We start from the raw sequence: 12,654 nt of genomic DNA on the forward strand, positions 1-12,654 counted from the left end.
CGCAGAGTCAGAAGCCCCGGTACCTGTCGTGGGGTTTCGCTCGTCATGCCGCCGGCGGTCAGCCGTAGGGACGCAAGCCATTACGCCGCGCCAGGCGTGCCTTTCGACCCGTTCTGGTCAACGCGCACGACGGCGTCTAGACTTTTCACAATATCATTTGTAAAAATACAAGCGGACATTGCCACGCGGGCCACGATCAGCCACCGGCCGGCCATGGGCATGCGAAGAAAGGGCAGCGACGCAATGAGTTTTCGCGACGACGGCAAGGTGTACCTCGAAGTCGGGGTCAACGAGGACGTCAGCAAGGACGAAAACGCGAACGTGCCCTACGGCGCCGAAGAGACGGCCCGCGATGTGGTCGAGTGCATTCAGCACGGAGCCACGGCCGTCCAATTCCATGCCCGCTACGACGACGGCCGGCAGGCGTGGGCCGACGACGAGATCTCCCGCACCATCTTGGCTACGGCGGCCCGTGACGTCGACCCGCTGGCCTATCCCGGCTACGCCGGCAATCTCGACCACATCTGGGCGCTGGCCGAGCACCCGCCGGCGGGCACGGCCTTGCTGCTCGCGCCGTTCGACCCCGCTCAACACGTCAAGCGTGTGCTGTGGCAGGAGGACGAAAACCAGTTCAAAACAATCGATTCCGACGATTCGAACGGTTCGCACCCGTCTTACCCGCCCGAGCTCGACAGATTTACCAAGCTGGGCCTGGTGCCCAGCATCTCAGTGTTCAACGACGTCGACTTACGCTGGGTGATACTGGCCGCCCGCATCGGTATCTTGCGACAACCGCTGAACATCAAGTTGTTCTTCTCCGATCGGTGGGTTTCCTATAGCGATCCCGACCCCGACGTTCTCGACTACCTGGTCTCCCGCATCCCGAAGTGGGTCGACCACGAGATCGTCGTCGTGCCGTATGCGATGAGCTCCGCCGAACGGCGCCAAGAGCTTTGGGAGCATGCACTCAACCGCGGGCTCGGCATTCGGGTGGGCATCGGCGACTGCCCCTCGATATCACGGACCACCACCAACGCCCAGCTGGTGGATCGCGCGGTCAACCTCGTGACCAAACGGGAACTCACGCCTGGCACCCAGGCTGACGTGCGCGACCGCTTCGCCGCGGCCGAGGTGGACGAAAGCGAGTTGGTGAGGGTGGTCGTCAACCGGAATCGGTGTATGGGATGGGGCGTCTGCTATTCGCACGCGCCGGAGATCTACCAACCCGATGCCGAGGGTTACTGCGTCGTCGTCAAGCCGCACGTCGACCCCAGCCTGCTGGAGAAGGCCATCGAGGGCGCGGCGAGCTGCCCGGAACGGGCGATCCGCGTCGAGTTGTGACCCCACCTCGACGCCAGCCGATGCCCAGCGTGGGTTACGACGGCGGTGTTGGCGAGCGTTGCAGGAAGGGCGTGAGTATGTCGACGGGCAGTGGGAACACCACGGTCGAGTTCTGGTCGGCGCCGAGCTCCAAAAGCGTTTGCAAGTACCGAAGTTGAAGCGATGCCGGATTCTTCGACAGGGTCTCGGCGGCCTGGCGCAGCTCGTCGGACGCCTGTAGCTCGCCGCGGGCGTTGATGACCTTGGCGCGGCGTTCACGTTCGGCTTCGGCCTCGCGGGCCATCGCCCGCTGCATGGATTCGGGGATTTCGACGTCCTTGATTTCCACGACCCGGACCTCGATGCCCCAGGGCTGGGTCTGCGCCTCGATGATGGTCCGAAGATCGTTGTTGAGATCCTCGCGTTGGGCCAACAGGGTGTCCAGGTCCGCGCGGCCCAGCAGCGAGCGCAGGGTGGTTTGCGCGATCTGGGAGGTGGCCACCGCGTAGTTCTCCACGGCGAGAATCGCTTTGAGGGGCTCGACCACCTGGAACATCACCACCGCATTGACCCGGGCGGGCACATTGTCGCGGGTGATCACTTCCTGGGGCGGGATGGTCAACGTCACCACTCGCTGATCCACTCGGATCATCTTGTCCACCAGCGGAATCAAACACCGCAGCCCCGGCCCGTACAGCGGGCGGGCATGCCCCATCCGGAACACCACGCCACGCTCGTACTCGCGCACCACCGCCAGCGAAAACAATGCCAGCACGATCAGCAGCACCGCTATCGTCACCCCGGCGACCATCAGCAGCGTGCTCACGACGCGGTGTCCTTCTCCGATCGGCCTGCGCCCCAGCGGGTCGAATAGCGGTCGACCGCGAGAGCCACCTGATCTTCCATCCCGGAGCGGTGCGGCAGGTGCTCGGGGGCGTTTGACGGGGTACGCCACAAATGGCCCGCCAGCGGCAACCCCGCGGCCATCACGATGGCTATGACGCCGATCAGCACCAGCAGGTCGGCGGGGGAGTGCAGCCTGGCAAGCATCACCAGCGGCATCACCACCCCTAAAGCTGCTACGCAGCAAGCTATGCCGCGATGAAAGCGTCCGGCTTCGGAGTGCGGCCAGGGGTCGATCTCGCGGCTGATCTCGCGCCCGTGCTCGGAGGCCGTACAGGTCGATTTGACTGGACAGCTGTTGCACACGCTGGGCTTGGCCCGATAACGCATCACCCGGTGCTTGGGATCGAAGGAACTCGGCCACAACCAGTGGTCCTCGGGGCACACCCACGCGTCATGGTCGGCGTGGTAACGGAACTGGCCGCTACGCCACTGCGCGGCGCGCTGCGACACGCGCCGTGCCATCACGTCGACACCCCAGGCGGTGGCCACCAGTGCCAGTGCGTACCCGGCAACCAGCCACGCCGCGGCGGTGGGGGATGCCATCGTCAACCTTTCTGCGATGCCGCGGGAGCCGGGTCGAGTTCGGTGTAGAGCGGGTGTTCGTGCAGCTCGTCGCTGGCCGGCGCGCGGCGGACGTTGCGTATCGCGGTCCAGGCGACCCAGACGAACGGCAAGACACCACCGAGGATGAAGACGAAGTCGCCGGGCAGGCGCAGCCATTCGATCAGCGAGTTGCCGGGGCGGGTGATGTAGCCCAGCGACCGCGCCTCGAAATACCCTGTGCTCACGGAGTGATACAGCTGCAACACCCCCAGCGGCAGCAGGGTGGCGAACACCATCCACGCCAGCCCGATGTTCATGCACCAGAAGGACAGCCGCGCCCACTTTTCCGGCCACTTTGCGGCGGGAATCGCGTAACGGAAGGCGAACATCGCCAGCCCGACGGCGAGCATGCCGTACACGCCCATCATCGCTCCGTGGGCGTGGTTGGCGGTTAGGGCGGTGCCGATCTGGTAGTAGGACACGATGGGCAGGTTGATCAGGAACCCGAATATGCCCGCTCCCAGGAAGTTCCAGAATCCGACCGCCACCAGGAACATGACCGCCCAGCGGTGCGGGAACGGTGTTTCGTGGCTTTGTTGGCGAGATCCCAGCTGCAGGAACGCCCACGCCTCGACGGTCAGGAAGGTCAGCGGGATGACCTCGGCGGCCGAGAAGAACGCGCCCAGCGCCATGTGCTCCACCGGCGTTCCAGAGAAATACAGGTGGTGCATGGTGCCGATCACACCGCCGGCCGAGTACAGGATGATGTCGAGGAAAATCACTCCGAGCGCGATGCGCTCGCGCACCACCCCGAGCAGGACGAAGATGTAGGCCACCATCACGGTGGTGAACAACTCGAGGAAGTCCTCCACCCACAGGTGGACCACCCAGAACCGCCAGAAGTCGGCAACCGAGTAGTGGGTGTCGTGGCCCGCCAACAGGCCCACGGCGTAGAAGGCGGGAATCGCCAGCCCGGTGAAGAAGAACATCCACGGCAGGTTCATCTTCGACGTGCCCTTGAGCTTGCCGCGGATGCCGCGCCAGATGATGACGATCCACAGGAACAGGCCGACCGTCAGCAGGATCTGCCACAGGCGCGGCAGGTCGAGAAATTCCCACTGCTGCGAGAACAGGCCACCGGCGGGGATCACCCCGTAGATCGAGAGGGCCTCGCAGATCAGCGAGCCGACCACCACCAAGACCAGCGCGCCGAGCAGGCCGTAAACCAGCCAACTCTGCCGTCGCGGTTCGCGGCGGCTGATGAAGGGCACCAGGAAGATTCCGCCCGCGAGAAACGCTGCCGCTGTCCAAAACAGCGACAGTTGCACATGCCAGGTACGGGCGAGGTTGAAGGGCAACAGTTTTGCCAGATCCAGCCCGTAAAACGCCGACAGGTCGGCGCGGTAGTGCTCGACGGCGCCACCCATCAGGGTTTGCGCCAAGAACAGCACCGAGACGATCGCGAAGATCCAGATCGCGGCGCGCTGCGAGGCGGTCAGGCCGACCTCGCCGGGCTGGCGGAACGACAACGTGGACGCCTCGGCGCTGTGCCATCCGATCTTCTGGCTCCATCGCCCGTACACGGCGAACATGATGCCGGTCCCGCCGAGCAACGTGACCAGCGACAACACCGACCACACCACGATCGATGCGGTGGGCCCGTTGTCGACCCGCGGCTCGGCCGGCCAGTTGTTGGTGTAGCTGTAGCTGTGACCCGGCCGCTCGGCCGCCGACGCCCACGCCGTCCACGCGAAAAACGCAGTGAGGTCATGGATGTCGGCCTTGCTGGTGATCATGCGCGGCAGCAGCCCGTACTTGGTCGAGTTCTCACCGAAATACTCCGCGTAATGCTGTTGGATGCGGTCGAACGCGGCGGTCTGCTTATCGGTGAACACCAACGCCTTGGTGTCCGCGTTGAAACGGTTGGTGCGAAACTCGGCCACCACCCGCTCCTTGGCGTCGGCCGCGCCCTGCGCCCGCCATTGCGCGGCCACATCGTTGGTCGACATCCGCAGATACTCCGCGGTGTAGTCGGGTCCGAGATAAGCGCCGTGCCCCAGCACCGAGCCGTACTGCATCAGGCCTCGCGCCTGATAAAGCTCCTGGCCGCGGGTGATCTGAGCGCCGGTGAACAGCACTTGGCCCGACTCGCTGACGACCTTGGCCGGCAACGGCATTGAGGCCGTGTAAGTCCGGTACACGAGAATGCCCATCACCAGGAACCCGAAGATCATCACCAGGGCCACGCCCTGAGCCCAGCCCTTGCCGATCAACGACGTGGCGGGTGCCGGTGTGGAAGTTCGTGGCGGTGCTGATCGGATTGCCATGTGCCGGTGCGCTCCTCGGGCTGAGTGAAGGAGGGAAACGTGTCCGGGTAATTACACAATGGCGATTGTAGAAATTCACTATGAGCTGCATCACGCCCGGCCGGCTGGGTCGCACGACCCAGTTAGCCGGCTACCAACCGCGTTTCGTGCCCGCCTGCTGGCAAACCCAGCCATCGGGAATGCGGCCGGTAACGACGAACCGGGTCAGCTGCGCGCTCGTCGGCGCCGGCAAATCGTAGTCGGCGTGCAGATAGACCACCGGCTCCTCTTTGAAGTTGTGCGCGTGCAGTTGGTCCAGCAACTGGTCGCAGGTGGCGTCGAGCCGCGGACCGCCGGTCCGGTCGGCGAGCAGCCGCGTCAGGGCTTCCATCGTCCGCCACAGCTGGCCGTGCTCGCGCATCATCACGAAGACGGGTTTCATGATCCCCGCCTTGCGGATCGGCGGGAACACGAAGGTCTCTTCCAGGTAGATGTGCCGGCGGAGCGCATCCATCGTCGCTCTCAGGAGCTCAGGTTGCCGCTCGCCGCCGTCGAGCTTTCCGACGAAACATTCGATTACAGCGCCTATTTCGCGGTGCTGCCGCATGAGTTCGGCGGATAACACCCGGTCGGGCATCACGTGCTCCTCTACGTCGGTCTGCGGGTCGGCCAGGTAGTTCTCGTGGAAGTCGGGTAAGTCAAGCCGAGGGCTTTGCCGGCGACGAGGCGATGTTCGGTTCCCGTTGTCCGACAACAAGTCCCTGCTGTATTCCGCCGATGAGCTGCTGCCGTTGGCCGGGGCTGCCGGCGGGGGCGGTCTGTGCGCAGCTGCAGCTGAGGCCGCCGAAGGGATTGGGCCCGCCGTCACCCGGATCCGGGTCGGCTCCGGCCCGCGCCGGTGCCGACGCCCCGAACGCCACGATGACGGCGGCGCACACCACGGCGTTTGTGAGGAACGCCAGCGACTTTCGGCCCGGCGGCCTGCGGATGCGTGCCGTGAAGGCCTGCGGGCGAAGTCGGCGCATCAGCCGGCTACCGGCGAATGCGGGATGAGCGAGACGCGCAAACCGACGCGCTGCACCGCACCCTCGGACTCGCGCCCGACCATGCCGCCCAGCGGCAGCTTGGACACGGTAGGGCCGGGGGTGGGCGCCGCGGCCCATCCGCCCGGCATGGCGCCGGAGTGGAGAGCCTGCAGCGGCGTGACCGACGAAACGGTGGCGGCCCAACTCGGCGGCACGGACAACGTGCTGAGCGAGCTGGCTTGGCCCACGCCCGCCGCGACTCCGTGACCCAGTCCGGCGACCGGCGGGAGACTTCCCAGACCCGCTGCGGCGCCCAAACCGCTGATGCCCTCCACGCCGCCCGCGCCCTCGGCGCCCAAGATGGAACCGGCGCCCGCGTAGTCCAGCGCCAATCCCTGGTAGTCCAATCCGAGCCCCTGGTAATCCAAATCGAGGCCGTACAGGTCGATGCCGATTCCTCCGGTGTCGGCGATCAGGCCGGCACCGTCGGCGCCGAACCCGGCCGCCTCTCCGGCTAGGGCGCCCGTACCGCCGTCGAGCGCGGGTGCGGCGGCGAGCGTCGAGGCCAGTCCCGTCGCGGCGCCCGCGCCGGTGCTCGCGCTCTTCGTCGCACCCTTGCCGGAGGCGTTGGTCAGACCCGACAGCGCGCTGAGCGGGGCGGTAGCCCCCGAAGATCCCAGCGAGGCGCCCGTGCCCATCGCCGCCTGCGACAGCCCCGTGCTCGAGGATGAGCCGGGCGTCGAAAGGCCTTGCAGGGTCTGTGGCACCGAGGAGGCCCACTGCGTCGCCGTCGCGTGCGCGGTGCTGCCGGACTGCAGCGCTGCGTGGGTGACGACCCCGAGGTGGCCGGCGACGGCGCTCGACGTGGCGGTCTGCGGCGGCGGCGCCGCCACGGGCGAAAGCGCCGAGGCCGATGCCGAACTGGCGGCGTAGCCGTACATCGCGGTCGCGTCTTGCGCCCACATTTCGCTGTACTCGGCCTCGGTGGCCATGATCGCCGGCGTGTTCTGCCCGAAGATGTTGGTCTGAATCAGGGCCAGCAGCCGAACGCGGTTGGCCGCGACCAGCGGAGGGGGGACCGTCATCGCGTACGCCGTTTCGAAGGCTGCCGCGGCGGCTGTGGCCTGCGCGGCAGCCTGCTGACACTGCTCGGCGGTCGCCGTCATCCACGCGATGTAGGGCATGACCGCGGCCGTCATCGACATCGATGCCGGCCCCGACCAGGACTCGTCGGTAAGGCTGGCGATCACCGCTTGATAGCTGCTTGCGGCGTCGGTCAGCTCCGCCGCCAGGGTGTCCCATCCCGCCGCGGCGGCCAGCAAAGTTGAGGGACCGGGCCCCAAATACATCCGACCAGAGTTGATCTCTGGTGGTAACGCGCCAAAATCCATGCCTATCCCTGTCCCTTGTTGACTCTTTATGGCGGACCTCGCCGGCGCCCTCGCGGTCGCGCACGGCATCTGGTCCGCGGTCGAAGTGGTGATGAAAAGTTCAAGTCCTCAACGCATCACGCGCTGCGGCCTAATGGGGCTGCATACCCGGCGTTCCGTGGATTGACCTCGCTATTCCGCGGAACTGGCATGCCGGCATCCCGGCATCGCGGGGTGTGATAGCCACGAGGCATCGCTGAAGCAGCCGAGACAAGCCGATCAGCAGATGCCGAGGGCATTGGAGCTAATGAGCGGCTAGCGTCTGACCCGTCGCGCAACGGTGTTGTGCGCCGAGGGGCTGACGTGCTCGATCAGCAACGGGCGACGCAGAATTGAATCAAAATATTGTGCCCGGCAGGGCTGGATGCCGGCGGGCGCGCCGGCGTCTCGACCCGCTGCTGCGACCAGATTATTCCGAGCGTCGGCGGGGCCGACGAGCCGGACTGCCGCGGTGTGGAGAGAGCGAAAGTGCTTCCACGATCACGCTTTACCGCCGCGCTCTTGAACGCCTTGTCGTCGTTCACAGTGGAGCCGACGCCGAGGCGACGTACCGGAACCGACTCGTGGTCGGAGTGGATCGGGTTGGAAATCGGGCTGACCGACGAGGCCGCCACCTCTGGCGGCGCGGCGTTGGCGGCCATTTCGGCTCGCAAAGCACCGCAACCGAGTACAGCTGCGACGAGGGCCAACGCAGCAACGATGGCCAACGCAGATTGTCGTCCCGACCACCGTGAAAACATTCCAACTCCGAAATCCACAGTGCCATGCACTCTACCAGCCGCGATACATCACCAGCCAACGCGTCAGTCCAGCAAAACCACGATCGAACGTGCGCCACAGCCGGAAACGGAGGCGCCCTCACACCATCCGCGGCCCGCCGAAACCCGGAACCGCGCCGACCGGGATCAGCGCGAACGCGATGACAAGAAGGATGAACACACGCAACGTTTTTGGTGCGGGATCCTGATCGATCTCCGGCCTGCGCGCTGCGAAAAGGAGGAAGACGACGGCAAGGTCGAGCGCCACGATGGTCAGCCAGCGGGTCCAGTCGAAGCCGGTCAGAAAGACCGGGATGACCAACAGCAGGCCGGCGGTCACCCAGGGAGTTCGCCCCCGCAGCGTCTCGACGAACGCGCGCAGCGGTACTCCCGAAAGCTCGCTGAGGCCCCACAGCGTCACCGCGGCGGCACAGGCACCGAAGATCAACGAAACCGTGAGGCCGAGCGCGCCGATGTGGCCGACGGTTCGGATGGCGTCGGCGATTCCGTTGTCGTAGTTCGGCATCACGTTGCGGCACACCCAGTCGTGGTAATCGGTTTGACTCGGTTGTCCCGCAAGCACATAGCGAATCAGCGTCGCCGGTGATGTGACCGTGGCGAACGGGTTGGGCACCAGGTGGTGCGGCACTGCCGCACACAGTTGAGGGGCGATGTCATGGCGACCGAAGGCCGCCACGACGGCGGTGGTGAGGACTCCCGGCAGCACGGCCAGGAGCATGCCCCGGCGCTGGGTGGTTTCCAGCGCTGCGCCGAGGACGATGACGGCCAGGAATGCTCCCAAGGCGAACTGCAGCCCGATCGCCTCATGCACCAGCGTCAACGCCGCGATAACGACGCCGTAGGCGGCGCACCATGCCGTCGCGACGGTCCGGGACCGGGTGAGCGCCAACGCCGAGCTGAACGCCGCCAGCGCAGCCCCGCCGAACAGGTCCGGCCGAGCCGAAAAGGCCGCGAACGGAACGCCGAACGGCAACAACGGCATCACCGTCGCGACCATCACCCTGCGTTTAGACCGGCGGCCATTGGCGAGCACCACACCGGCAACCGTTGCCAGGCCACACAAATAGACCGCCGTGGACAGCCACCGCAAGCTCAGAGTGGCCCCGAAGTAGTGGCGTGGGGCCAACCGAACCAGCTCACCGGCGAGCCCACGACGGACGAAGCCGTGCGTGTAGTCGGCGGTGTAATACGACATCCAGTACACGTCGAGGGGGACGACCTTGATGGCGAACCACAGCACGACGGCCGCCCACGCCGCGATCGCGACGGCGATACCCACGTAGAGGCGGTGCGCGCGTTGATCGGCCTCGAGGACGAGGTCCACCATCACATTCCGTCCTCATAGACCGTGGCGGCGGACAACTGCAGGTCGGCCAGCGCGTGATGCGCGATCTCCCGTGTGGTCGCGACGGCGTCGCCGCCGCCACTGCGATACGCGACGATAGTGAGAAATCGGCTGTCGTTGACCGTCCCTGTGCCGCAGAATAATTGACCGCGCATTTGCTCGATGCGCGACCGGGTGATGCCCTGCTCGGCCAGGCGCATCGAGAACTCGGTCGCGTCCGCACCGTCGATGCGTCCGACGGCGGCGTCGAGGCTGCCAAGGTTGGAGCAACCCACCGGCAGTTGGCCGGACGACATCGCGATGCCTTCGGCGCGACGGACCAGCCATCCTGGCGTGAACGGAATGAGTGGCAACCCGGCGAGCATCTCGTTGGGTTCGTGAGCCAGGGCGCCCAGCAGCCCTTTGACATCTGCACGCACACCGCTCAAATCGTCAGCCACCGCGCGGCCGTCGACGGTGAGCGTGATCGAGGTCAGCGCGTTGGCGCGGTCGTCGTCGACGGTGCGATCGCTGACCGGAAGCACCACCGTCACCGACTTTCCGTCGGGGAGCACCCTGCCCATCCGGTGCGCCAGGCGAGCGGCGAAGGCGACGAACAGCGTGTTGCTGCTTCCGCCCAGGCTGCGCGCACGCGCGTCCCATGCCGCGGCGTTGGTTTGTATCGTCACCGACCCGGACCCGTTCTGGCCCTGGTTCATTCGGTCGGGCGCCCGGGGGGCCCGCTTCTGCGGGTGACCCTGGCGGTCCGACGAGGCCTCGCGCAGTATCGCAAGAGTCGCGATAAGCGCCCTGATCACCGCGGGCACGGCGCGAAGGGCATCGAATAGGTCCTCACGAATCGCGCGCCACCGGCGACGCGAATTCGGTTGTGGGTAGCCGTGATTGCGTCGTTCTCCCTTGACCGCTTCGGTGATGGCCGCTGCTATCGCAAGCCCGTCGACAACGCAGTGTGACGCCACCAGGGTGACCGCCGCCCCACCGTCGTCCAACGGCAGCACACCGAGGTGAAACGTCGGGCCGTGCTCGGGGTCGACGCGCACCCGCGCGCGTCTTTCGATCCACGCGCCGATCTCCCGGCGCGGTTGTGGCGGCTCGCACGCGATGTCCGGTGAGCGGCCGTCGAGCACCCAACGATGACGTCCGAACGGCAGTGGCGAACGCTCGATCCGGCGTCCGAGCAGACCGGCAGCGAGATTGTCTCTGAAGGACCGCAATTCGTCGATGTCGACGGCGCGGTCGTAGAGCCACGTGCATTGCACCGTGCTGCCTTGACCGGTCGCGCGTAGCCGCAGAAACGCGGCCTGGTCCAACAGCGCCAGCCTCGTCACTAGCACCCCGCCTCGGCCGCGGCGCGATACCCGCGCACGGCCGCCGGTGCGAACACCGCGACCAGGACGCCGGCCCACAGGCCCGCCTGCCACAGCGGCGAGAGCACCGGGCCGCCCTCCGCGAGCGCGCGCATCGCCTCGATCGTCGGTGATATGGGCGAAAAACGCACCACCGGTTGCAGCCAGCCCGGAAACACCGCGGCGGGCGCAACACCGGTGTTGAGGAACAGCAGTAGCACGCACCCCGCACCCAGCCAGGTCACCATCGCTTTGCCGTCCGCGCGGGCGGCGATCGCGATGACCAACGTCGCCATCCCGGCCGAAATCGCCACGGGCAGCAGCACAAAGGCCAGCGCCGCGATCCAGCCGTAGCTGAATCGCAGACCCAGGGCGACCCCGAAGAGGGTGAGCACGACGGCGGACGCGGTGGTACGCGCGGCCTCGGCGACCAGCCGGCCCGCCACCGTGCTGGCCCGATGCACCGGCTGCACCCACAACCGCGTCAGCACGCCCGACTCCCGCTCCGCCGGCAAAGCCAAACCGGCGCCAAGTGTTCCGAACACGGCGCCCACCACCGCGCACATGGGGACCAGTCCGTACAGGCTGTCGTGTCCCGTGACAGCCAGAACGGCTTTGCCGATCAGCAATTTGTAGACGATGAGGAGAAAGGTCGGGAACAACAGCGCCTGCACCGCGACGATCGGATCGCGCCGCCAGCGGCGCAGGAGCCGCCCCGCCTCCGAAGCGCTGTGACTGACGAAAGACGTCAACGACGGTGCGTACGGAATCCCCTGCGCTGCATGAGTGGTCACCGAATCTCGCGGCTGCTCCGCAGACGCATCTTCCTGTCGGGCGTCCTGAAATGGAATCAGGGCGGCTCGGGGCGCGCGGAATCGTCCTCCGTCGGCGCGTCGTTGCGTCCGCACCGCCAGGGCGCCGAAGAGTGCCAACAGCCCAAGGCACCACGCCGCTGCCACCACCAGTTCCCGCCCTGTCGCGTGACCCGCGGCGAGTCCGCGCAACGTGTCGGTGACCCGGGAGACCGGCTGGTGACGGACGAAGGGCCCCAGCCACACCGGAAACGATTCCGCGGGAGCGATACCCGTGGACAGAAGGACCAGGACCAGTTGGGGCAGCAACAGCAATTGGCTCGACGATTCGACGGAGCCGACCCGCGAGCCGAGGGCGTCGGCGCCGAGGCACACCGCCATCGCGAATGCCACGACGATGATCACGAACACGCCGGTGTCACCGGGTCCGCCGGTCATCCGGAAGCCGAACGACCACCCGACCGCGAGAGCGGCGACGAGCGCGACGGCCGAGCGTATCAAGCAATAGAGCATCCGCGCGGCCAGCGGCACCGCCGCGGGGACCGGCAGAGTCCGAAGCCGAGACCCGAAGCCGGACAGACGGTCTCGTGCGGCGCGGTCGGCGGTGGTCATCGCCCCGAACAGCATCGCCTGCACGATGACCACCGGAAGGACATATTGTGGGTAGGTCATCGAATCGGGATGGATCAGACTCCCCAACACCAAGGTGAACCCCAGGAAACACCCCACAGGTGCCAGCGCCGCAAACAGTAAGTCGGCATCGCGCCGGGAGCCTGACACTGTGCGCAAGGTAAGTGCCACCAGGGCACTCATGCCGCGGCCTGCCGCGAGGGGGCTAAAAC

At 66.6% G+C, this 12,654-nt stretch carries 11 protein-coding genes; 1 reads left to right on the forward strand and 10 read right to left on the reverse strand.

Features of this window, described 5'->3' with window-relative positions; all coding sequences use genetic code 11:
- Window positions 1–243: 243 nt before the first annotated feature.
- Window positions 244–1,341, forward strand: coding sequence for a 3-keto-5-aminohexanoate cleavage protein (locus G6N26_RS00880; protein WP_083016472.1), 1,098 nt, complete (start codon window positions 244–246; stop codon window positions 1,339–1,341).
- A gap of 34 nt (window positions 1,342–1,375) precedes the next feature.
- Here the strand turns inward: G6N26_RS00880 and G6N26_RS00885 are convergent, their stop codons facing one another.
- The 10 genes from G6N26_RS00885 to G6N26_RS00930 form a co-directional block, all read right to left on the reverse strand.
- Complete coding sequence (locus tag G6N26_RS00885; RefSeq protein WP_120312636.1) at window positions 1,376–2,131, reverse strand: slipin family protein; 756 nt, start codon at window positions 2,129–2,131, stop codon at window positions 1,376–1,378.
- 11 nt (window positions 2,132–2,142) lie between these two features.
- A complete protein-coding gene (locus G6N26_RS00890; protein WP_067166582.1) occupies window positions 2,143–2,769 on the reverse strand; it encodes a hypothetical protein in 627 nt (208 codons plus the stop codon).
- 2 nt (window positions 2,770–2,771) lie between these two features.
- Window positions 2,772–5,096, reverse strand: a complete 2,325-nt coding sequence (locus G6N26_RS00895) for a nitric-oxide reductase large subunit (protein ID WP_067166579.1) — start codon at window positions 5,094–5,096, stop codon at window positions 2,772–2,774.
- A gap of 130 nt (window positions 5,097–5,226) precedes the next feature.
- Window positions 5,227–5,712, reverse strand: coding sequence for a hemerythrin domain-containing protein (locus G6N26_RS00900; protein ID WP_067166577.1), 486 nt, complete (start codon window positions 5,710–5,712; stop codon window positions 5,227–5,229).
- 61 nt (window positions 5,713–5,773) lie between these two features.
- Window positions 5,774–6,100 (reverse strand): hypothetical protein, encoded by a 327-nt coding sequence (locus G6N26_RS00905; RefSeq protein ID WP_067166574.1) that lies wholly within the window; start codon window positions 6,098–6,100, stop codon window positions 5,774–5,776.
- Window positions 6,100–7,491, reverse strand: coding sequence for a PPE family protein (locus G6N26_RS26310; RefSeq protein ID WP_083016475.1), 1,392 nt, complete (start codon window positions 7,489–7,491; stop codon window positions 6,100–6,102). The genes G6N26_RS00905 and G6N26_RS26310 overlap by 1 nt, the downstream gene beginning before the upstream one ends.
- Window positions 7,492–7,841: 350 nt before the next feature.
- A complete protein-coding gene (locus G6N26_RS00915; protein ID WP_067166565.1) occupies window positions 7,842–8,171 on the reverse strand; it encodes a hypothetical protein in 330 nt (109 codons plus the stop codon).
- A gap of 217 nt (window positions 8,172–8,388) precedes the next feature.
- On the reverse strand, window positions 8,389–9,636 hold the full coding sequence (locus tag G6N26_RS00920) for a hypothetical protein (protein ID WP_083016477.1): 1,248 nt from the start codon (window positions 9,634–9,636) through the stop codon (window positions 8,389–8,391).
- Complete coding sequence (locus G6N26_RS00925) at window positions 9,636–10,982, reverse strand: condensation domain-containing protein (protein WP_083016480.1); 1,347 nt, start codon at window positions 10,980–10,982, stop codon at window positions 9,636–9,638. Before G6N26_RS00925 ends, G6N26_RS00920 begins: the two co-directional genes overlap by 1 nt.
- Window positions 10,982–12,625 (reverse strand): ABC transporter permease, encoded by a 1,644-nt coding sequence (locus G6N26_RS00930; RefSeq protein WP_083016483.1) that lies wholly within the window; start codon window positions 12,623–12,625, stop codon window positions 10,982–10,984. Before G6N26_RS00930 ends, G6N26_RS00925 begins: the two co-directional genes overlap by 1 nt.
- Window positions 12,626–12,654: the final 29 nt, after the last annotated feature.

The sequence above is a fragment of the Mycobacterium marseillense genome (assembly GCF_010731675.1).
GTDB lineage: Bacteria > Actinomycetota > Actinomycetes > Mycobacteriales > Mycobacteriaceae > Mycobacterium > Mycobacterium marseillense.

Coding starts and splice junctions, on each gene's coding strand:
- G6N26_RS00895 (WP_067166579.1), bottom strand. CDS start 5,096: ATGGCAATCCGATCAGCACCGCCACGAACTTCCACACCGGCACCCGCC.
- G6N26_RS00880 (WP_083016472.1), top strand. CDS start 244: ATGAGTTTTCGCGACGACGGCAAGGTGTACCTCGAAGTCGGGGTCAAC.
- G6N26_RS00930 (WP_083016483.1), bottom strand. CDS start 12,625: ATGAGTGCCCTGGTGGCACTTACCTTGCGCACAGTGTCAGGCTCCCGG.
- G6N26_RS00920 (WP_083016477.1), bottom strand. CDS start 9,636: ATGGTGGACCTCGTCCTCGAGGCCGATCAACGCGCGCACCGCCTCTAC.
- G6N26_RS00885 (WP_120312636.1), bottom strand. CDS start 2,131: ATGGTCGCCGGGGTGACGATAGCGGTGCTGCTGATCGTGCTGGCATTG.
- G6N26_RS00905 (WP_067166574.1), bottom strand. CDS start 6,100: ATGCGCCGACTTCGCCCGCAGGCCTTCACGGCACGCATCCGCAGGCCG.
- G6N26_RS00900 (WP_067166577.1), bottom strand. CDS start 5,712: ATGCCCGACCGGGTGTTATCCGCCGAACTCATGCGGCAGCACCGCGAA.
- G6N26_RS00915 (WP_067166565.1), bottom strand. CDS start 8,171: ATGGCCGCCAACGCCGCGCCGCCAGAGGTGGCGGCCTCGTCGGTCAGC.
- G6N26_RS26310 (WP_083016475.1), bottom strand. CDS start 7,491: ATGGATTTTGGCGCGTTACCACCAGAGATCAACTCTGGTCGGATGTAT.
- G6N26_RS00890 (WP_067166582.1), bottom strand. CDS start 2,769: ATGGCATCCCCCACCGCCGCGGCGTGGCTGGTTGCCGGGTACGCACTG.